Here is an 18,695-nt window from a genome sequence, read left to right on the forward strand (position 1 = left end):
GTGGCGCATCAGGCGCCGTGGCCGTGCGCCCGGACGATGTCGGCGCACTCGTTGATGGTCGGGCTCTCGAACAGCAGGAAGAGGTCGATCACCTCCCCGTACCGGTCGTTGATCCGGTTGCAGATGTCCATCAGCTGGATCGAGTCCAGCCCCAGGTCGAAGAAGCTCAGCTCCGGCGAGACCGGGCTGCCGGCGATCTCGTCGACGATGGACTGCACCACCGCCGCCGGGTCCTCGACCTCGCTGACCTTGGCATCCGACTGGCTCATCGGCCACCGCCCTTCACATCATCCAGGGGTCCGGCACGGGCACCCCGAGCAGCGCCCGCCCGACCCGCGTCTCGTGGTACTCGGAGAAGTAGCCGTGGTGACTGCCGGCGTTGAGGTCGCGCCAGCACCGTTGCAGCGGCGAGCTGCCGTAGAGGGCGCCGCCGCCGGCGAGCCGGAACACCGTGTCGACCACCTCGACGCCGGCCCGGATCGCCCGGCCGGTGGCCAGCCGCACCGCCACCCGGTCGTCCATGCTCATCTCGTCGCCGCGCAGCGTGCGTTCCCAGGCAGCGCCCATCACGTCGGTGACGAGGGCCTTCGCCGAACGCAGGTCCGCCTCGCAGCGGGCGACGGCGAGCTGCACCGACTGCTCCTGTGCCAGCGGCTTGCTGCCCCGGGACTTCTTCGGCGCGAGCGCGACGAACTCGTCCAGCGCCCGGCGGGCGATGCCCAGCGGGAACCCGGCGAACTGCACCCCCATCAGGGCGAAGAACGACCACCGGTAGAGCGGCCCGTCGTGCCGGGGCGGCTCGAAGATCGGGTTGGCGGTGAACTCCGGCGTGACCCGTACCCGCTCCATCACCGTGTCGTTGCTGCCGGTGCCCTTGAGCCCGGCGACGTCCCAGGTGTCGAGGATCCCGCACTGTTCGCGGGGGGCGAACACCAGCCGCCAGTCCGGCCGGCCGGGCGGCACGACGGCCGGCTTGTCGCCGTCGAGCACCATCACCCCGTTGCAGAACCAGGAGGCGTTGCGGCAGCCGGTGTTGAACGGCCAGCGCCCGGTCACCAGCAGGCTGCCGTCGTCCTGCGGGACCGCGCTGCCCCGGGGGGTGAAGACGGTGGCCACCGCGCGCGGCTCGCCGGCCAGCACGGTGCGGGCGGCGTCCTCGGCGAGCCAGGCGACGTAGCAGGTGGCGTTGAGGGTCAGGATGGTGAACCCGGCCGACCCGTCCGCCGCGGAGATCGTGCTGATCACCTCGACCACGGTGAGCGGGTCCAGTTCCAGCCCGCCGAGCGCGCGCGGCAGCATCAGGTCGATCAGGCCGGCGTCCTGCGCCTTGGTGAACAGGTCCGCCGGCAGCTGGCCCAGCCGCTCGCCCTCGGCGGCCCGCTCGGCGAACTCCGGGGCCAGCAGCTCGGCGGCCTTGACGACGTCCGCGCCGCTGCGGGCGGTGTCCCGCGCCGCTTCACCGGTCACGCTCATCGGACCTCCAATGTGTACGCAGATGGCACGCGACTCGTCGCCCACCGTCACGGCGCAGCCAGTCTCCCAACGGGCCGCGGAGACCGACAAGGAGCGCGGATTGCACACCGGGCCGCCCGGCACGGGCTCCACCGGCCCGCGACGGCGACCGACCCGAGCGGGTCCACCGGGCCCCGGTTCCGGGCGACACGGACGGGCTGCCGGTCCGGCAGTCCACGCGACGCGGGCGGGCCATCGGGGCACGACGGCGACCGGCGGGATCGGCTACCCGGGGGGCGGCGACCGGCGCGAACCGCCTACCGGGGCGCGGCGGCGACCGGCGCGAGCGCCTACCGGGGCGCGGCGGCGACCGGCGCGAACCGCCTACCGGGGCGCGGCGGCGACCGGCGCGAGCGCCTCGACCAGCTCGGCGAGCAGCTCGAACGCGGCCGGGTCGAGCGGGTCGGCCAGCGCCACGATGGCCAACTCGAAGCCCTCCCCGGCGAGGGTGGCGAACCGCTCCAGCGCGGCCGGGACGGTCTGCGAGTCGCCGGCGCCGGTGCGGGTCAGGTGCAGCGGGCCGAACGAGGTCCGGCGCAGGGTGGCGAAGTCGCGCCCGATCTCCTCGCAGCGGCGGCGCAGCAGGTCGAGCTTGAGCCGCAGCATCGGCAGCCCGCCCGCCTCGAACAGGTTGCAGGCGTCGGCGTACCGGGCGACCAGGGGGAAGACCCGGCGCTCGTGGGCGCCGCCGACCAGGATCGGGGGTCGGCGCAGCGGGGGCGGCGAGAAGATCGGTTCCGCCAGCCGCAGGTGCTCCCCGGCGTACGGGCTGCGGTCGCCGGCGAACGCCCGGTGCGCGACCTGGAGCAGCTCCTCCAGCCGGGCGAACCGTTCCGGCCAGCTGTACGTCGGGATGCCCAGGGCGAGTTGCTCGCGCTCGTTCCAGGCCGGACCGACGCCGAGCCAGGCGCGCCCGCCGGAGAGCACGTCCAGGGTGGTGACGATCTTCAGCAACGGCCCCGGGTGACGGTGGTGCCCACCGGTGGTCAGGGTGCCCAGCTCGACCCGCCGGGTGACGGCGGCGAGGTGGGCCAGCACCGTCCAGGACTCCAGGATCGGGTCGGTGACCTCGCCGAAGAGCGGAATCTGCAGGAAGTGGTCGTTGATCCAGATGCTGGCCACCCCGGCCCGCTCCGCCTCGACGGCGATCCGGCGCAGGGTGGGGCCCTGCGCGGCCGGGCCGCCGGGCCAGTCGAACCGGTCGAGCAGCAGTCCGATCCGCACCGGCTCACCCCGCGATCCGTTGCAGCACCGAGGCGGTGCCCTGGCTGCCGCCGCAGCACATGGTGACCAGGGCCAGCTCGCCGTCGACGCGTTCCAGCTCGTGCAGGGCGGTGGTGAGCAGCCGGGCGCCGGTGGCGCCCATCGGGTGCCCGAGCGCTATCGCTCCCCCGTTGACGTTCACCCGGTCCAGGTCGGCGCCGTGGTGCCGGGCCCAGGAGAGCACCACCGCGGCGAACGCCTCGTTGACCTCCACCACGTCCAGGTCGGTGAGCTTCAGCCCGGCCCGGTCCAGGATCCGCCTTGTGGCCACGGTCGGCCCGTCCAGCAGGAAGTACGGGTCGGCGCCGGTCACCACCTGGTGCAGCAGCCGGGCGCGGGGCCGCAGCCCCAGCTCGTCGGCGCGGCGGCGGGACATCCAGAGCACCGCGGCGGCACCGTCGGAGACCTGCGAGGTGCTGCCGGCGGTGTGCAGCCCGCCGCGCATCACCGGGCGCAGCCCGGCCAGCGTCTCGACGGTGGTGGGGCGCAGCCCCTCGTCGCGGGTCAGGCCGCCCAGCGGCAGCACCTCGGCGGCGTACCGTCCCCGCGCCCAGGCGCGGGCGGCGCGCTGCTGGGACAGCGCCCCGTAGCCGTCGAGGTCGGCGCGGGTCAGCCCCTCGCGCCGGGCGATCCGCTCGGCCCCGCCGAACTGCACGCCGGGCGGGTCGTCCCACGGGTAGTCGGGCAGCTTGTGCTCGTCCACGCCGCCCGGCGCGTTGGCGCCGGCCGGCACCCGGCTCATCGACTCGACGCCGCAGGCGATGCCCACCTCGATCGCGCCGGTGGCGACCAGCGCGGCGACCAGGTGGTTGGCCTGCTGGGCGGAGCCGCAGCTGACGTCGACGGTGGTGCAGCCGACGGCCGGGTCCAGCCCGGTGGCGAGCCAGGCGTTGCGGGTGACCCCGAGCCCCTGTTCGCCGACCTGGCTGACGCAGCCGCCGATCACCTGCTCCACCGCGGCCGGGTCGAGGCCGGTGCGCTCGATCAGCCCGAGCAGCACGTGCCGCAGCAGCGCCACCGGCTTGAGGGCGGACAGCGCGCCGTCGCGCCGCCCGATCGGGGTGCGGACGGCGTCCACGATCACCGCGTCGGTCAGCCCGGTCACCGGGGCACCGCCCGTACCGGCTGGTGGGTGAAGCCGCGCAGTACCAGGCTGCCGGTACGCCGGCCGGGGCCGGCCGCCTCGATCGCCCGGGTCGCGGCGAGCAGTTCGGTGAAGACCGCTGTCAGCTCCAGGCGGGCCAGCCGGGCCCCGAGGCAGTAGTGCACCCCGCCGCCGAAGCCCAGGTGGTCGTTGGGGTGGCGGTCCAGGCGGAAGGTGTCCGGGTCGGGGAAGACCGCCTCGTCGCGGTTGGCCGAGCCGAAGAGCACCAGCACCCGGGCGCCGGCCGGGATGCGCTGCCCGCGCAGCGTCACCTCCCGGGTGGTGCCGCGCCACAGCGCCTGCACCGAGGTGTCGTACCGGATGCCCTCCTCCACCGCGGCGGGCACCAGCTCGGGGTGGCGGCGCAGCCGGTCGGCGAGCTCGGGGCGGCCGATCAGCGCGTGCAGCAGGTTGGTGGCCAGGCTGGTGGTGGTCTCGATCCCGGCGACCAGCAGGAACGCGCAGAAGGCCAGTACCTCCTGGTCGGTGATGCCGGCCCGGCGCCCGGCGGCGATGGCGTCGAAGAGGTCGGGCGGGTCGTGCGGGGTGCCGTGCCGCAGCCGCCGCCCGAAGAACCGGAACATGTCCATGCCGCGGCCGATGCCGTCGGCGCCGGAACCGGCCTGGCTCAGGTCGGCGGTGATCACCGCCGACCACTGCCGGAACTCGTGCTGCATCTCCGCCGGGACGCCGAGCATCTCCGCCAGCACCAGCGCCGGCACCGGCTCGGCCACCTCGGCGAAGAAGTCGACCGGCCCGTCGTACGCCAGCAGCCGGCGCACCCGGTCGCGGGCGATCCGGGTGACCCGCGGCGTCAGGGCGGCGACCGCGGACGGGCTGAAGGCGCGCGCCACCGCCCGCCGGAACACCTGGTGCTCGGGCGGGTCGGTGGCGATCAGCACCCGCACGTCCGGCGCGCCGATCCGGTAGCGCACCCCGGCGTCCGGGATCACCTTCCGCCCGCCGAAGTCGGGGCTCATGCCCACCTTGGAGGAGAACGTGGCCGGGTCGCGCAGCACCGCCGCCACGTCGGCGTGCCGGCTCACCGCCCAGACGTCCGCCGCCGGCAGGTGCAGCACCGGGGCCTCCCGGCGCAGCCGGGCGTAACTGGGGTACGGGTCGTCGGCGACGGCCGGGTCCGTCGGGTCGAACAGCGCCGGTCCGCGGACCGCGGTGCCGCTCATCCGCAGCCGCCCGCGGTGTCGGTGTCGGCGAGCACCCGCCGCGGCGCGCCGGTGGGCACCGGCTCGGTGGCCGGGCCGAGCAGTTCGGTGAGGAAGTCGTCGAGCCGGTCCAGCCCCCAGAACCGGTGCCGCCCGACTCGGAAGTACGGGATCCCGAAGATGTCGTCGTGGTACGCGGTGACCAGGCAGTCCACCCCGGCGGCGCGGATCTCGGCGGACTCGGCGGCGGCCACGATCCGGTCGCCGTCCAGCCCCGCCCGCTCGGCCGCGGCGCGCAGCACCGGCGGGTCGCAGATGTTCTCGCCGCGCTCCCACCGGGCGGCGGTGACCTCGTCGTAGAACCGCTCGCCGCGACCGAGTCGCCGGGCCAGCAGGTAGCCCAGGTGCGGCAGTTCCCACCACGGGTCGATGTCGACCGGCCAGACCATCCGCAGCCCGAGCTTGGCGGCCTGCCGCCGGGTGTCGTGCAGGATGTAGAGGTGCTTGGCCTTGCTCATCGGGGTGTAGTGGAACTGCGCCCCGGCGGCCGCCAGGTCGGCGCTGGTGCGCTCGTCCGGGTCCCAGTAGGGGATGAACTCCAGCCGCTGGTGGGCGTCGGGCAGCCGGCGCCGCAGCCGGTGGATCGCCATCCAGCTGAACGGGCTGCGGAAGGAGAAGTGCACCCGGGGTCCGCGCTTCACGACGCGCCCCCGGTGAGCGCCTTGACCGTCTCCGGGTCGAGCTGGGCCAGGGTGCCGGCCTCCGGTCCGGCGCTGACCGCGTAGCCGTGCAGGATGCGGGCGGTCGCCACGTGCCGCGGCCGGGCCCGCCCGGGCCCGGTGGCGAAGGCGTCCATCCGGCCGTCGAAGGCGCGGTCCTTGACGATCTCGGTGACGGTGAAGGTGGTCTCGATCTCGTCGTCCATGTGCGCGTCGGCGAGCAGCCGCACCCGGGCCCGGGACACCACCGGGATCCAGCTGCGCTCGGCGAGCAGCCGGGGTACCGACAGGCCCCGGTCGGCGAGGAACCGGTCGACCACCTCCTCCAGCGCGGCGACGTGGCTGCCGTGCTGCACCCGGTCGGAGTAGTGGCAGTGGAAGTAGCGGGCCCGCCACCCGAAGCGGTACGGCTCCGTGCCCGGCGGCGGCGGGTCGGCCGGGGCGACCGCGGCCACGCCGGGCACCACCAGCGGGGCCAGTGCCGGCGGCGGGTCACCGGCGGGGGCGCCGCGCTCGGTGACCAGCGCGACAGTCACGGTGCCCCGCGCCACGGTGACCGGCTGCCCGTCGCGGCGCAGGTGCAGCCGCACCCCGAACCGTCCGGGCCCGCGCGGTTCGACCCGCGCCGCCACCTCGTCGTCGACCTCCAGGACGGCGGGCAGCTGCACCGAGCTGTCCACGATCTCCAGCCCGAGGCCGAACCGGTGGTAGAGGGTCTGCGGTCCGAGGTCCCGCTCCCGGAACCAGGCCAGGGTGGCCTCCTCGGCCAGGTACATGAAGGTCTTGAAGCCGATCCAGGTGCGGATGTTGGCGCCCGCGTACCGGGGACGGAGCCGGCAGACGGTGCCGCGGTCCGGTTCGGGACTGGACATGGATCCCCTCCTCACTCGGTCGGTCGGGTGCCGGCGCCGGCGGCCGCCAGCTCCTCGATCAGCCGGGCCACCTCGGGTGCGTGGTTGACGTGGCAGAAGTGGTCGAAGTCGTCGCCGGCGGCCACCGTGGCCCGGGGCAGCCGGCGGGCCAGCGCCTCCATGTGCGGGCGGAACATCCCCGGGTCCGCCTCGCCGATGAGGATGGCCGCCGGGATGTCCACGTGCGACAGCGGCAGGTGGCCGCTGGCGACGTACTGCTCGAAGACGGCGAGGAAGCCGACCGGGCCGATCCGCTCGCAGGTACGGGCGATCATGACCTCGAAGACGTCCGGCGGTGCGGTGCGGCGCAGCCGCAGCCGCATCCCGTCGCTGATCTGCCGCTGGAAGGTCTCCCGGGACAGGTCGAAGGTCTCCCAGGTGACCCGGTGCTCGGCCGGTCGGAAGAACGGCGCGGCGAGCACCGCGGCGGTGGCCCGCGGCTCGCCGGCGGCCAGCCGGGCGAGCACCGCGTTCGCGCCGAACGAGTGGCCGACCAGCAGGAACGGGCGGTCGCCGAGGCCGTCCAGCCCGGCCGCGACCCAGTCCCCCGGGCCGCCGGACCAGCGCCAGCGGTAGTCGTTGCCGGCCCGCCAGGGCAGGTCGAGGGCGACCGTGCGCCACTGCGGCCCGAGGCAGCGCGACAGCCGGGTCCAGGTACGCCAGGTGTCCTCGATGCCGTGCACGAAGACCGCGCACGGGCCGGTGTCGGTGCCCGGCGAGAGCAGGTGGGCCTGCGGCGACGTCATCCGGTCTCCCTCGACAGCCGGGTGGTGCGGTACCCGTCGTCCGGGTCGCCGCAGACGATCCGGGCGCTGCCGCCCCGCTCGGCGAGCACGGCGGCGGCCACCGCCACCTGGAGGACGCCGAGCGCGCCGTAGCCGGCGCCGACCGCGCCGGTCAGGTCGACCGCGCCGGCGGTCAGGCCGGCCGGGGCGAGCAGCAGGTCCCCTTCCCCGGGCGGCGGCCCGGTCAGCTCGTCGACCGGGTCCAGCCGCAGGTCCCCGTCGCGTTCGAGCAGCACGCAGGCGGCCACCGGGCGCAGCGGCGCCGCGGCGTCCAGCAGCCCGGCGGCGACCGGGTCGGCCGGTTCCGCGCCGACCACCACCGCCCGGCGGGCCCGGCCGGCGGCCAGCAGCAGCATGCCGAGCGCGACCGCGTCCAGGCCGGCCGGGTGGCCCGAGCAGACCGTCAGGTTGGGTCCGCCCCAGCCGAACCAGATCGCCACGGTGCTGCTGACCACGTTGCTCGACGCGTTCGGCGCGTCCAGCGGGCTGACCGCCCGGACCCCGTCCGCGGCGACGGCGGTGGCCACCGCCGCGACCGTGGCGCAGTTGCCGAGGTTGGTGGCCACCACCACGGCGGTGTCCGGGTCCGGTGGCGTGTCGGGGGCCCGCCGGCCGGCCCGCGCCGGCCGGCCCAGCGCCCGGTGCACCGCGCAGAGCGCCAACCGGGTCGCCGGTTCCTTGGCCAGCAGCCCCTTGCGGCCGAGCAGCGTCGCGGCGTCCTCGGGCGGGCACGCCGGGCCCGGGTCCCAGCCGGCGAGCCGGACGCCGGACGGCAGCTCGGGCAGGTGCGCGCTCCACCCGGTGACCGCGACCCCTGAGCCCCTCACGCCGCCTCCACCAGGGTTACCGCGTTGACGCCGCCGAAGCCGAACGAGTTGACCTGGGCCACCCGCGCGGCGCAGCGCACCGGCGCGCCGGTGACCAGGCGCAGCCCCTTGGCCTCCGGCAACGGCCGGCGCAGCCCCACCACCGGCGGCACCCGCCCGGCGCGCAGGCAGCGGATCGCCACGTCCAGGCTCATCAGCGCGGACGCGCCGGAGGTGTGCCCGAGCGCCCCCTTGACGCCGGTGACGTACGGGTCGCCGCCGGCGTCGACCAGCACCCGCTGGATCGCCTCGGCCTCGGTGACGTCGTTGAGCAGCGTGCCGGTACCGTGGCTGACCACCACGTCCACCTCGGCCGGGGACCGGCGGGCGCGGGCCAGCGCGTCGGTCATCGCCCGGCTGATGCCGGCCAGCGACGGGGCGGTCTCGTGGTGCGCGTCGCAGGAGAGGCCGACGCCGAGCAGCCGGGCCGCCACCGGCCCCCGCCACGCCTCGCCGACCACCACCACCGCGGCGGCGCCCTCGCCGAGCAGCACCCCGGTGCGGTCGGCGTCGAAGGGGCGCACCCGTTCGGTCGGCTCCTCGGTGACCCGTCCGATCATGGCCAGCATGGACGCGGTCATCGCGTCGGTGCCGGCGGCCACCACCACGTCGGCCGACCCGCCGTCGACCAGGTCGGCGGCGAGGGCGAGGGTGTGCCCGGACGCGCTGCACGCGTTGGCGACGGTGAGCACCGGGCCCAGCCGCGGGGCGGCGGCCCGCAGCGCGCCGGTGAAGTGCAGCCGGGCCGCCCGGACCGGCCGGCCGGACACCGCCTGCCGCTCCACCGCCCGCAGTTCGCGCAGGCCGGTGCCGACCAGCACCGGCACCCGGGCGGTGGCCGGGTCGAGCCCGGCCGCGGCGAGCGCGGCGGTGACGCACCCGGCGAGCCAGTCGCTGGCCGGCAGGTCCGGCTCGGCCGCGCCGGCCGGGGCGGGCAGGTGGTGGGCGCGGGTGACGTTGACAGCGGCCGGGTCGACGTGGCGCAGCGGGCCGACGCCGCTCTCGCCGGCCAGCAGCCGGTCGAAGGTCGCGGCGCCGTCGCCGAGGCAGCTGCGTACCGCGCTAGCCGCGAGCAGAGCCACGGCCCCACCCCCGGACGACGGCGGCGCCCACCGCCCCCTCGCGGTTCTGCGCCACCAGCACCGACAGCTGCCCGTCCAGCCGCGGATCCTGCCGGTGCGCGGCCAGCACGGTGGCCAGTTCCAGCGCCCCGCCGGCGGTGGGGTTGTCACCCATCGCCCCGTCGACGGCGATCCGCCGGACTCGGGAGTGCCCGAGCGCCGACTCGACGGCCCGCCACGCGGTGGCCCGGGCCGCCGCGTCGTCGGCGCCGCCGATCGCCGCCATCCGCACCCGGTCGCCGCCGACCCCGCAGCGGTCGAGGGCGCCGCGCAGGCAGCCGGCGAGCGCCTCGGCGCGGTCCCGCCCCCGGGGGCAGAAGCCCAGCGTCACGGCGAGCACCTCGGCGTCCGGGCCCCGCAGGTGGGTGCCACCGGGCGGGCGCAGCACGAACACCGCGCCGCCCTCACCGGCCGGCAGCTCGTCGTCGCGGCCGTGCCGGGACAGCCAGGCGGTGTGCGGGGTGAACTCCTCGACCGCGCCGGCCAGCAGGTAGTCGGCCTGCCGGGAGCGGAAGCTGTTGGCGCACCAGCGCAGCACCGACAGGAACGCCACCCGGCCGCCGGCCAGCGTGGCGTTGACCCCGGTGAGGTTGAACCAGATGGCGGACTGCCCGGCGGCGCAGTTCATCACCGTGTTCGGGAACAGCGCCGGGTTCACCATGTAGGGCGGGTCCTGGGTGAAGGTGTCCACCGCGTAGTCCACCGAGGAGCGGACGCTGCCGGCGGTGGTGCCGAGCACCACCCCGATCCGGTGCCGGTTGGCGTCGCTGACCTGGAGACCGGCGTCGGCCAGCGCGCGGCGGCAGGTGACCACGGTGAGCGCGGTCCGCCGGTCGAAGAAGCTGGTGCCCTTGCGGCCCAGCTCGGCCCGGACGTCGAAGTCGAGCAGGGCGTGCGCGCGCGGCGTGGGCAGCGGGGCGTCGTACCGGCCGGTGACCTCGACCGGCGCGGGCGGCCGGTCGAGCGCACCGACCAGGGCCTGGTCGTCGGTGCCGGCCGGGCTGGTGACGCCCCAGCCGATGATCTGCAGCGCGCTCACGACACCGCTCCCAGCAGCACGATGGCGTTGTTCCCGCCGAAGGCGAAGCCGTTGTTCTGGGCCACCCGCACCCGGGCCGGCCGGGCGTGGTTGGGGATCGGGTCCAGCCGGGCCATCGCCGGGTCCGGGTTGCTCCAGTTGATGGTGGGTGGCAGGAACCCGCGGGCGATCGCCAGGGCCGTCGCCATCACCCCGAACGCGCTGGCCGCGCCCATGGTGTGGCCGAGCATCGACTTGATCGAGCTGACCGGCGGCACCCGCCCGTCGAAGGCGTCCTCCAGCGCGGCCGCCTCGGTGGCGTCGTTGGCCGCGGTGCCGGTGCCGTGGGCGCAGATGTAGTCGACGTCGTCCGGACGGACGCCGGCGTTGCGGTGCGCCAGCCGCATGCACTCGGCGATCGAGGCGGCGTCCGGGGCGACCATGTGCCGGGCGTCGCAGTTCAGGCCGTAGCCCAGTACCTCGGCGTAGGGCGTGGCCCCCCGGGCGCGGGCGTGCTCGGCGGACTCCAGCACCAGCATGGCGCCGCCCTCCGCGGTGATCATTCCGGAGCGGTCCCGGTCGAACGGCGCGCAGGCCTTGTCGGCCACCGCACCGAGCCGGACGAAGCCGGCGTGCGCCCAGCGGCACACCGAGTCCGCGCCGCCGGTGAGCATCACGTCCGCGTCGCCGTTGGCCACCAGGTCGTACGCGTAGCCGAGGGCGTAGTTGCTGGCCGAGCAGGCGGTGGCGAGGGTGACCGACTCCCCGGTGACGCCCAGCTCCTCGCTCACCGCGGCGGCGAGCCGCCCGGCGGGCAGCTGCTCGGCCAGCTCACCGGGGAGCGCCGGGAAGCCGTGGTCGACGATCCGGCGGCCCATCTCCTCGGTCACCTTCGACTCGCCGCTGGTGGTGCCGACCACCACGCCGACCCGGTGCGGCGGCACCCGGTCGACGCGCAGGCCGGCGTCGCGCACGGCGAGCCGCGCCGCGGCGGCCGCGAAGAGGCTGGACCGGCCCCAGGTGGCGGTGTCGAGCCGGCGCAGGATCGGCTCCGGCTCGAACGCCCGCACCTCCCCGGCCATGGTCCGGGGGAAGCCGGCGGTGTCGAAGCTGGTGATGGCGGAGATGCCGGTGTGCCCGCCGCGCAGCCCGGATTCGAACGCCGCCGCCCCGATCCCGATGTTCGACACCGGTCCCAGGCCGGTGATCACCACCCGCTTCATGTCACGATTCAGACCAGCCGGCGTAGCCGGCCGTCACCGCGTACACGGCCTTGAGGTTCTGCATGTTCGCCAGCTCCTGCTGCGGAATCTCGATCTTGTACTTCTTCTCGATCCGGGCGAGCATCTCGATCGCCCGCAACGAGTCCGCCTCGTACTCCTCCTGGAAGTCCCCGGTGTCGGTCAGCTCCTCCGGCTCGACCTCCAGGACCTCCGCGACGAGTTCCCTCAGCTCCGCCAGACGCGTGTCGCCGTCAGCCATGGTCAACTGCTCCCTCCGATCGGTTGGTGGTCACGTGCCGTCGGGCCGTGCCGGTAGGGCGGTGCGCGGCCGGACGACCGCGGTGAGCGAGCCGTAGGTCGCGATCGGGCGCGAGCCCACGCTGCTGCGGCCGGTGACGAACGCGGCGCCGTCGCTGCGGTGCTCCAGCTCGACGACGTGGCGGACCACGTCGCCCGGGTACGCCCGCCCGACGAACGCGCAGTCCCGGGCCGCGGCCAGCATCAGCACCTCGTCCGGCCGGGTGCCGCCGGCGCTGTGCAGCCAGAGCACCGCCGCCGCCTGGCCGAACGACTCCAGCAGCAGGCAGGACGGGTAGGCGTACGCCTCGACGCCGTCTGCCGGGTCGAGCCCGGCGTAGCACGGCTCGATCCCGGAGACGGTCTTGACCGCGGTCAGCCCCACCCCGGGGCGCAGCTCCTCGACCCGGTCGAGCAGCAGCATGCCGGGCCCGTGCGGCAGCGTCCGGCGCAGCTGGGGGAAGTCGAGCCTCACCCCGACCACCCGCACTCCACCGTCGCGGTGGCCACCCGCACCCCGTCGCCGCGCCGGCAGTCGGCGCGCACCAGCACCGGGTGCGGTGGCGACACCTCGGTCGCCTCGGCGAGCACCCGCAGCAGGTCGCCGCGGCGCAACGGCACCAGGAAGCGCAGCGACCGCACGGTGCCCAGCCGCAGCCGGTGCCCGTCCGGCTCGCCGAACGCCCCGGCCGCGGCCTGCACCACCGCCTCCAGCACGAACACGCCGGGGAAGATGGTCAGCCCGGGAAAGTGGTCCGGCAGGTAGGGGCCGTCGCCGCGGACCCGCAGCTCGCCGGTGATCCGCCGGACGTCGCCGTCCACGATGGCGGTCACCCGGTCACAGGCGACCAGCGGCCGGACGGCGTCGAGGAGGTCGGTCACAGCACGATCCCCCCGTCCACCTGGAACACCTGGCCGGTGATGTAGGAGGCGTCGTCGGAGAGCAGGAAGGCGACCAGCCCGGCGACGTCGTCGGGGGTGCCGAAGCGGCGCAGCGGGATCGACTCGCGGGCCTTGGCCCGCAACCGGTCGGGCAGCCCGGCGGTCATCTCGGTCTCGATGAAACCCGGGGCCACCACGTTGGCGCGCAGGCCGTAGGGGGCGATCTCCTTGGCCAGCGACCGGGTCAGCCCGATGATGCCGGCCTTGGCGGCGGCGTAGTTGGACTGCCCGGCGTGCCCGTACACGCCGGCCACCGAGGAGATGTTCACCATCGCCCCCCGGCGCCGCTTGAGGAACCGGTAGCCGACCGTGCGGCAGACGTTCCAGGTGCCGGTGAGGTTGGTGCGCAGCACGGCGTCCCAGTCCCGCTCGGCCATCAGCACGGTGGTGGCGTCGCGGGTGATGCCGGCGTTGTTGACCACCGCGGTCAGCGGCCCGAGCCGTTCCTCGGCCTCGGTCACCAGCGTGGTCACCGCGGCCAGGTCGCCCACGTCGCAGGCGGCGAAATGGGTCCGGACGCCGAGGTCGGCGACGGCCTTCTCGGTCTGCGCCGCGTCGTCGGCCCGGCCGGCGTAGCAGCCCGTGACGTCGAAGCCGGCCGCGGCCAGGCGCAGCGCGACCGACCGGCCGATGCCCCGGGACGCCCCGGTGACCAGCACGTGCCCGCTCACGCCGGCACCGCGCCCGCTGATCCGCTCGCTCATGCCGGCCCTCCGCTCCGCTGCGTGCCGGCCGTCTCCACCACGGAGAACCCGCAGGGCAGCCGGCGTACGGTGGGCGCACCCAGGCCGGCCTTGGCGGCCAGCGCCGCGAAGCCCGCCTCGGTGCGCTGGCGACCGCCGAACAGGACCAGCATCTTCAGGTCCATTGCCCGGCCGGTGCGGTCGTCGTCGGCGGGCACCTCCTCGACCACGAGCACCCGGCCGGCCGGCCCGGCCGCCGCGGCGCACCGGCCGAGGATCTCCCGCGCGGTCTCGTCGTCCCAGTTGTGCAGGATGTCGAAGAGCAGGTAGGCGTCGCCGCCGGCGGGCACCCCGGACAGGAAGCTCCCGCCGACGACGTCGCACCGGTCGGCCAGCCCGGCCTCGGCCAGCCGCCGGCGGGCCTGCTCGGCCACCGGCGGCCGGTCCAGCAGGGTGCCGCGCAGGTGCGGGTGGGCCTCCAGCAGGGCGCCCAGGGTGCGGCCCACGCCGCCGCCGACGTCCACCACGTGCCGCGCCCCGGCCCAGTCCAGCGCGGCGAGGTCCGGCACCACCCGGGCGGACTTGGCGGCCATCAGCTCGTCGAAGGAGGCGGCCCGGGCCGGGTCGGCGGCCAGGTCGTCCCAGAACGGCCGGTCGAACACCGCCGGGTAGCCCGCCCCGCCGGTGCGTACCGCGTGCAGCAGCCCGGCCAGCGCCAGGTCCATCCGGCCGCCGGCGCCGTCCAGGTCGAGCCACTGCCGCAGGTCGCCGGCGCTCCGCCCGGTGAGCATCCGGCCGGCCGGGGTGAGCGCGAACCGGTCCGGCGTGGCCTCCCGGTAGAGGCCCAGCGAGCAGAGGTAGCGCAGCAGCCGGCCGAGCGCGTCGGCGTCCGCGCCGGTGGCCAGGGCCAGCTCGCCGGCCGACCGGGCACCGTCGCCGAGGTGGTCGGAGAGGCGCAGGGTGGCGGCCACCCGGATGGCGAACGGCGGAAGCATCTCCAGCATCGAGGAGATGTCGCCGCGGCGGAGCGTCATGCCGGCCCCGACCCGGCGCCGGCGTCCCCGCTGGAGTAGAGCCGCCCGTCGCACCAGACGTACCGGACCCCGCCCCACTTGATCGCCGAGAAGGCGTCCGGGAAGAAGCCCCGGCCGGGCAGGTTCGCGCTGGTGTTGCAGAGCACCGGCACCCCGCTGCGCGCGTGGTACGCGGTGAGCAGCCGGAACAGCAGCGGATGGTCGGGCCCCACGGTCTGCAACCGGGCGCTGCCGTCGGCGTGCACGATCGCCGGCACCCGGTCCCGCCAGCCGGGGCGCACCTGGTGCTCGAAGAGCATGTACGGGTCGGGGGTGCCCGGGTCGAACACCTCGGGCGCCCGGTCGACCAGGCAGATCGGCGCCACCGGCCGGTACGCCTCGCGCAGCTTGATCCGGTTGAGCCGGTCCTGCATCCCCGGATCGTCGGCCGGGGCGATGATGCTGCGGTGCCCCAGCGCCCGCGGCCCGAGCTCGGCGCGGCCGTGCAGCACCACCACCGGTTCCCGCTCGCGGTGCAGCAGCTCGGCGACCTCCTCGATCTCGCACGGCCGGAAGGTCCAGCCCGCCGGCGGGGCGTCGCCGTAGCCGACCGCCGGCCCGGCGAAGACCGACCAGGTCAGCGCGGAGGTGCCGGTCCGCCGGATCAGCTCGGCGCAGGCCGCGCCGATGGCCGAGCCGGCGTCGTTGGGGAACGGCGGCACCCAGACGTCGGAGAACATCCCGCTGGCCCGGATCGCCGCGTTCCACTTGATGTTCAGCGCGCAGCCGCCGGAGAGGCAGAGCGGTTCGCCGGCGGCGGCGTACCGGGCGGCCGGGCCGTCGCGCAGGCCGGCCAGCAGCAGCCGCAGCAGGTGCTCCTGGAAGCTGGCCAGCACTGCCGCGTCGGAGAGCCCCATCGGTGCCAGCTGGCGCAGCACCTGGGCGCTCCAGATGAAGCCGCGGGTCACCTCGATCGGCAGCAGCCGCCGGGTCTGCTCGGCCATCACCGCGATCGCCGCCTCGTCCGGTTCGGCCAGCGCCGCGTACGCCATCGCCTTGCCGGAGATGGGCAGCAGCGCCTCCAGTTGGGCGAAGTCGCCCAGCCCGCCGAGCGAGCGGCGCTGCTCCGCGGAGACCCGGAACGGGGCGAAGTGCGAGGCGAAGACCGGATAGAGCGCGCCGGCGATGCCGAGCACCGGCCCCAGCGCGGTCAGCGACCGGGCCGCCGGGTCGAACCGGTAGAGCGCCGCCGGCATCCCGCCGTCCCAGACCAGGATCAGCGCGGGCTGCCCGGCCCGGGCGTACGGGCTGGTGCAGTAGCTGGCCAGCGCGTGGTCGGTGGCGTGCGGGTAGCTGGTGTGCGGCAGGTCCCGGCCGCCCACCGACAGCCCGGCGCCGGTGATCCCGGTGAGCGCCTCCGGGTTCTCCCCCGACCCACCGAGCACCGCGTAGCCGGCCAGGTCGAGGGTGACCGCCGAGCCGTCCTCGCGGACCACCTCGGCGCCGGCCCGGCCGTCGCGCGACTGCACCCAGCCGTCCACGCTGACCGCCGCCAGGTCGGCCACGTCGACGTCGTGCAGCGCGAGTTGGTGGGCGACGTCGGCGAGGTCGGACAGGTGCGCGTGGCGGCGCCGGTTGTCGATCTTCTCCGCCTCGACGGAGAAGAGCAGCCGGTCACCGTCGATCGCCGCCACCGCGCCGTCGTGGGTCACCTTCAGGCCGCAGATCACCTGTCGACCGGTCACGCCTACCACCACCCCCACCCGCCGCCGGTGCGGCGCTCGGCGTCGTACGACGCCCCGACGACAATTAACCGTGGAATTGATCAGGCGGCCGACGGATTGCCATTCTTGGCATCCATCTGGCGCAACACATAGTCCTCGATGTCCTTGATGGACCGGATGTTGCGCGCATTTTCCTCGTCGATGGGCGGCAGGTCGAACTCGTCCTCGAGCGCGAATGCGAGTTCGAGGAGAGCCAGGCTGTGGTACTCGAGATCCTCGACCAGCAGGGCCTCGTCGGTGACCTCAGGCTGCGGGTTCGGCGCCAGGTCCAGGATGATGTCCCGGAGCTGGGTTCTGACTTCTGATTCCGTTCGAGTCGGCACGTCGAGGACGTTAGTTCGGCCCCCGCGGATGCGGAAGTGCGCGCGTATTCAGTTGCACAGCGAAGTGTCACCGCGGGTGTAGAGAATTCCCTCCGACCAGACGTACCGGGTCCGGCCCCAGGCCATGGCCGAGCCGGGGTCGGGGAAGAAACCCTTGCCCGGGTGGTTGGCGCTGGTGTTGCAGAGCACCGGGACGCCGCTGAGCCGGTGGTAGGCGCGCAGCAGCTCGTAGGTCGGGCTGTTGGTCGGGTCCACGGTCTGCAACCGGGCGCTGCCGTCCACGTGCACGATCGCCGGCACCCGGTCCACCCACTCCGGACGGACGTCGTGGGCGAAGAGCATGTACGGGTCGCGGGTGCCGGGCGCGAACACCTCGGCGGCGTGCTCCTCCAGGCAGATCGGGGCCACCGGCCGGTACCCCTCCCGGTGCTTGAGCCGGTTCAGGGTGTCCCGCATGGCCGCGTTCACCGCCGGGGCGATGATGCTGCGGTGGCCCAGCGCCCGCGGGCCGAGCTCGGCCCGGCCGCTGACCACCACCACCGGTTCGTTCTCCCGGTGCAGCAGCTCGGCCAGGCCGGCGATGTCACAGGGCCGCGCCGACCAGCCGGCCGGGACCACCCCGTCCCAGCGGATGCCCGGCCCGGCGAACGCGGACCAGCGCACCGCTGAGCGGCCGGTGACCCGGACCATCTCGGCGCAGGCGGTGCCGATCGCGGAGCCCGCGTCGTTGGGGAACGGCGGCACCCACACCTCGTCGAAGAGGCCGCTGGCGCGCAGCCCGGCGTTCCAGGTGATGTTCAGGTGGCAGCCGCCGGAGAGGCAGAGCGGCAGGCCGGCCAGCTCCGGGGCGTCGCGCAGCGCGGCGCGCACCCCGGCCAGCAGCACCCGGAACAGGTACTCCTGGAACGAGGAGATCACCGTGGCGTCGGGCAGGCCGGAGCCGTCCAGCCGGCGCAGCACCTCCCGGGTCCAGCCGTACATCCGCAGGTGGGTGTCCGCCGGCGGCAGGTCGGCGGTGACCCGCTCCATCACCGCGATGGCGTCCTCGTCCGGCTTGCCGAGCGCGGCGTACGCCATCGCCTTGCCGGAGACCGGGAAGAGCGCCTCCATGCCGAACATCCGGTCCGGGTCGGGGCTGCGCCGGTCCACCCGGAAGGGCGGGAAGTGCGAGGCGAAGATCGGATAGAGCCCGCCCGAGGCGGGGCCGACCCAGCCGACCCGGCGCAGCTTTCCGCCGCGCGGGTCGTACCGGTAGAGGAAGGGCGGCATCCCGCCGTCCCAGACCACCACCAGCGCCGGCCGGTCCCGCTCGGCGAAGGGCGAGGTGCAGTAGCTGGCGAACAGGTGGCCGGCGGAGTGGGTGTAGCTGGCGAACCCGCCGGGCATCGGGTGCAGCGGCAGGCCGTCGCCGTGCACCGGCGCCACCGGCTCCGCCGCCCCGCCGGGCTCGTCGGAGTACCCGGCGACCGCCAGCGGGTGCGCCCGGCCGTCCGGGCCGCGCAGCCGCACGTACGACGAGCCGTCCACCCGGGGCGTCCACCCGTCCACCGCGACGTGCGTGACCTCGGCCGGGTCGACGCCGCTGGCCCGCAGCTCGTCGAGGATCTGACCGGCGTCGGTCAGCCCGCTGTGGCGGGGTGAGTTGGCGATCTTCTCCGCCTCGGTGGAGAAGAGCAGGCGCCCGTCGGTGATCACCGCGACGGCGCCGTCGTGGGTCAGCTTGAGTCCGCAGATGACTGCCGTACCGGTCATGTCGATGCCTTCCGCCGCGTGGCTGGGAGTGCCGTTCCTCCCCGGTGCCGCGGCGCCCGGCCCGCCGGTTGTTCAAGTGGGCAGTGTCCGCACTCGCTCACCCCGCCCCGCGACGGGGCGCTGGTCACCGGGCGCGGGTCGCGTCCAGGTGCCACGCAGCCGGAGCGGTGTCATCC

The 18,695-nt window shown here is 75.3% G+C and carries 20 protein-coding genes; all 20 read right to left on the reverse strand.

What is annotated here, in order from left to right:
- Window positions 1–8 precede the first annotated feature (8 nt).
- Window positions 9–269, reverse strand: coding sequence for an acyl carrier protein (locus tag Q3W71_RS14765; RefSeq protein ID WP_088993403.1), 261 nt, complete (start codon window positions 267–269; stop codon window positions 9–11).
- Between the two features lie 13 nt (window positions 270–282).
- The gene (locus Q3W71_RS14770) at window positions 283–1,473 is read right to left on the reverse strand and encodes an acyl-CoA dehydrogenase family protein (protein WP_302919887.1); all 1,191 of its coding nucleotides are present in this window, start codon (window positions 1,471–1,473) and stop codon (window positions 283–285) included.
- Window positions 1,474–1,836: 363 nt separating this feature from the next.
- Window positions 1,837–2,736, reverse strand: coding sequence for an LLM class flavin-dependent oxidoreductase (locus tag Q3W71_RS14775; protein WP_302919888.1), 900 nt, complete (start codon window positions 2,734–2,736; stop codon window positions 1,837–1,839).
- Between the two features lie 4 nt (window positions 2,737–2,740).
- Complete coding sequence (locus tag Q3W71_RS14780) at window positions 2,741–3,871, reverse strand: steroid 3-ketoacyl-CoA thiolase (RefSeq protein WP_302920418.1); 1,131 nt, start codon at window positions 3,869–3,871, stop codon at window positions 2,741–2,743.
- Between the two features lie 5 nt (window positions 3,872–3,876).
- Window positions 3,877–5,103 carry a cytochrome P450 gene (locus tag Q3W71_RS14785; RefSeq protein ID WP_302919889.1) on the reverse strand — a complete coding sequence of 409 codons (1,227 nt, stop codon included), beginning with the start codon at window positions 5,101–5,103 and terminating at the stop codon, window positions 3,877–3,879.
- The gene (locus tag Q3W71_RS14790; protein ID WP_302919890.1) at window positions 5,100–5,783 is read right to left on the reverse strand and encodes a 2-hydroxychromene-2-carboxylate isomerase; all 684 of its coding nucleotides are present in this window, start codon (window positions 5,781–5,783) and stop codon (window positions 5,100–5,102) included. Before Q3W71_RS14790 ends, Q3W71_RS14785 begins: the two co-directional genes overlap by 4 nt.
- Window positions 5,780–6,673 (reverse strand): thioesterase family protein, encoded by an 894-nt coding sequence (locus Q3W71_RS14795; protein ID WP_302919891.1) that lies wholly within the window; start codon window positions 6,671–6,673, stop codon window positions 5,780–5,782. Before Q3W71_RS14795 ends, Q3W71_RS14790 begins: the two co-directional genes overlap by 4 nt.
- Window positions 6,674–6,684: 11 nt before the next feature.
- Complete coding sequence (locus tag Q3W71_RS14800; protein ID WP_302919892.1) at window positions 6,685–7,458, reverse strand: alpha/beta fold hydrolase; 774 nt, start codon at window positions 7,456–7,458, stop codon at window positions 6,685–6,687.
- Entirely contained in the window at window positions 7,455–8,324 is an 870-nt protein-coding gene (locus Q3W71_RS14805) for a beta-ketoacyl synthase N-terminal-like domain-containing protein (RefSeq protein ID WP_302919893.1), read from the reverse strand. Before Q3W71_RS14805 ends, Q3W71_RS14800 begins: the two co-directional genes overlap by 4 nt.
- Window positions 8,321–9,445, reverse strand: a complete 1,125-nt coding sequence (locus Q3W71_RS14810; protein ID WP_302919894.1) for a beta-ketoacyl synthase N-terminal-like domain-containing protein — start codon at window positions 9,443–9,445, stop codon at window positions 8,321–8,323. The genes Q3W71_RS14805 and Q3W71_RS14810 overlap by 4 nt, the downstream gene beginning before the upstream one ends.
- Window positions 9,426–10,523 (reverse strand): beta-ketoacyl synthase N-terminal-like domain-containing protein, encoded by a 1,098-nt coding sequence (locus tag Q3W71_RS14815; protein ID WP_302919895.1) that lies wholly within the window; start codon window positions 10,521–10,523, stop codon window positions 9,426–9,428. The genes Q3W71_RS14810 and Q3W71_RS14815 overlap by 20 nt, the downstream gene beginning before the upstream one ends.
- Window positions 10,520–11,725, reverse strand: a complete 1,206-nt coding sequence (locus Q3W71_RS14820; protein ID WP_302919896.1) for a beta-ketoacyl synthase — start codon at window positions 11,723–11,725, stop codon at window positions 10,520–10,522. Before Q3W71_RS14820 ends, Q3W71_RS14815 begins: the two co-directional genes overlap by 4 nt.
- 1 nt (window position 11,726) lies before the next feature.
- Complete coding sequence (locus tag Q3W71_RS14825; protein WP_088993393.1) at window positions 11,727–11,984, reverse strand: acyl carrier protein; 258 nt, start codon at window positions 11,982–11,984, stop codon at window positions 11,727–11,729.
- A 30-nt stretch (window positions 11,985–12,014) separates the two neighbouring features.
- Window positions 12,015–12,506 (reverse strand): 3-hydroxyacyl-ACP dehydratase FabZ family protein, encoded by a 492-nt coding sequence (locus Q3W71_RS14830; protein WP_302919897.1) that lies wholly within the window; start codon window positions 12,504–12,506, stop codon window positions 12,015–12,017.
- Window positions 12,494–12,904, reverse strand: coding sequence for a 3-hydroxyacyl-ACP dehydratase FabZ family protein (locus Q3W71_RS14835; protein WP_302919898.1), 411 nt, complete (start codon window positions 12,902–12,904; stop codon window positions 12,494–12,496). The genes Q3W71_RS14830 and Q3W71_RS14835 overlap by 13 nt, the downstream gene beginning before the upstream one ends.
- Window positions 12,901–13,668 carry a 3-oxoacyl-[acyl-carrier-protein] reductase gene (fabG, locus tag Q3W71_RS14840; protein ID WP_302919899.1) on the reverse strand — a complete coding sequence of 256 codons (768 nt, stop codon included), beginning with the start codon at window positions 13,666–13,668 and terminating at the stop codon, window positions 12,901–12,903. Before fabG ends, Q3W71_RS14835 begins: the two co-directional genes overlap by 4 nt.
- Window positions 13,665–14,681 carry a methyltransferase gene (locus Q3W71_RS14845; RefSeq protein ID WP_302919900.1) on the reverse strand — a complete coding sequence of 339 codons (1,017 nt, stop codon included), beginning with the start codon at window positions 14,679–14,681 and terminating at the stop codon, window positions 13,665–13,667. The genes fabG and Q3W71_RS14845 overlap by 4 nt, the downstream gene beginning before the upstream one ends.
- Window positions 14,678–16,405: a carbamoyltransferase N-terminal domain-containing protein gene (locus Q3W71_RS14850; protein ID WP_302919901.1), complete on the reverse strand. Its 1,728-nt coding sequence runs from the start codon at window positions 16,403–16,405 to the stop codon at window positions 14,678–14,680. Before Q3W71_RS14850 ends, Q3W71_RS14845 begins: the two co-directional genes overlap by 4 nt.
- An 80-nt stretch (window positions 16,406–16,485) precedes the next feature.
- On the reverse strand, window positions 16,486–16,767 hold the full coding sequence (locus Q3W71_RS14855; RefSeq protein ID WP_088993388.1) for a phosphopantetheine-binding protein: 282 nt from the start codon (window positions 16,765–16,767) through the stop codon (window positions 16,486–16,488).
- A gap of 48 nt (window positions 16,768–16,815) precedes the next feature.
- Window positions 16,816–18,519 (reverse strand): carbamoyltransferase C-terminal domain-containing protein, encoded by a 1,704-nt coding sequence (locus Q3W71_RS14860; protein WP_302919902.1) that lies wholly within the window; start codon window positions 18,517–18,519, stop codon window positions 16,816–16,818.
- Window positions 18,520–18,695: the final 176 nt, after the last annotated feature.

It is taken from the genome of Micromonospora sp. C28SCA-DRY-2, assembly GCF_030519475.1.
Lineage (GTDB): Bacteria > Actinomycetota > Actinomycetes > Mycobacteriales > Micromonosporaceae > Micromonospora.

Bases quoted from the DNA above. Each gene is read 5' to 3' on its own strand.
- Q3W71_RS14765 (WP_088993403.1), bottom strand. From the start codon at position 269: ATGAGCCAGTCGGATGCCAAGGTCAGCGAGGTCGAGGACCCGGCGGCG.
- Q3W71_RS14770 (WP_302919887.1), bottom strand. From the start codon at position 1,473: ATGAGCGTGACCGGTGAAGCGGCGCGGGACACCGCCCGCAGCGGCGCG.
- Q3W71_RS14785 (WP_302919889.1), bottom strand. From the start codon at position 5,103: ATGAGCGGCACCGCGGTCCGCGGACCGGCGCTGTTCGACCCGACGGAC.
- Q3W71_RS14795 (WP_302919891.1), bottom strand. From the start codon at position 6,673: ATGTCCAGTCCCGAACCGGACCGCGGCACCGTCTGCCGGCTCCGTCCC.
- Q3W71_RS14800 (WP_302919892.1), bottom strand. From the start codon at position 7,458: ATGACGTCGCCGCAGGCCCACCTGCTCTCGCCGGGCACCGACACCGGC.
- Q3W71_RS14820 (WP_302919896.1), bottom strand. From the start codon at position 11,725: ATGAAGCGGGTGGTGATCACCGGCCTGGGACCGGTGTCGAACATCGGG.
- Q3W71_RS14825 (WP_088993393.1), bottom strand. From the start codon at position 11,984: ATGGCTGACGGCGACACGCGTCTGGCGGAGCTGAGGGAACTCGTCGCG.
- fabG (WP_302919899.1), bottom strand. From the start codon at position 13,668: ATGAGCGAGCGGATCAGCGGGCGCGGTGCCGGCGTGAGCGGGCACGTG.
- Q3W71_RS14845 (WP_302919900.1), bottom strand. From the start codon at position 14,681: ATGACGCTCCGCCGCGGCGACATCTCCTCGATGCTGGAGATGCTTCCG.
- Q3W71_RS14860 (WP_302919902.1), bottom strand. From the start codon at position 18,519: ATGACCGGTACGGCAGTCATCTGCGGACTCAAGCTGACCCACGACGGC.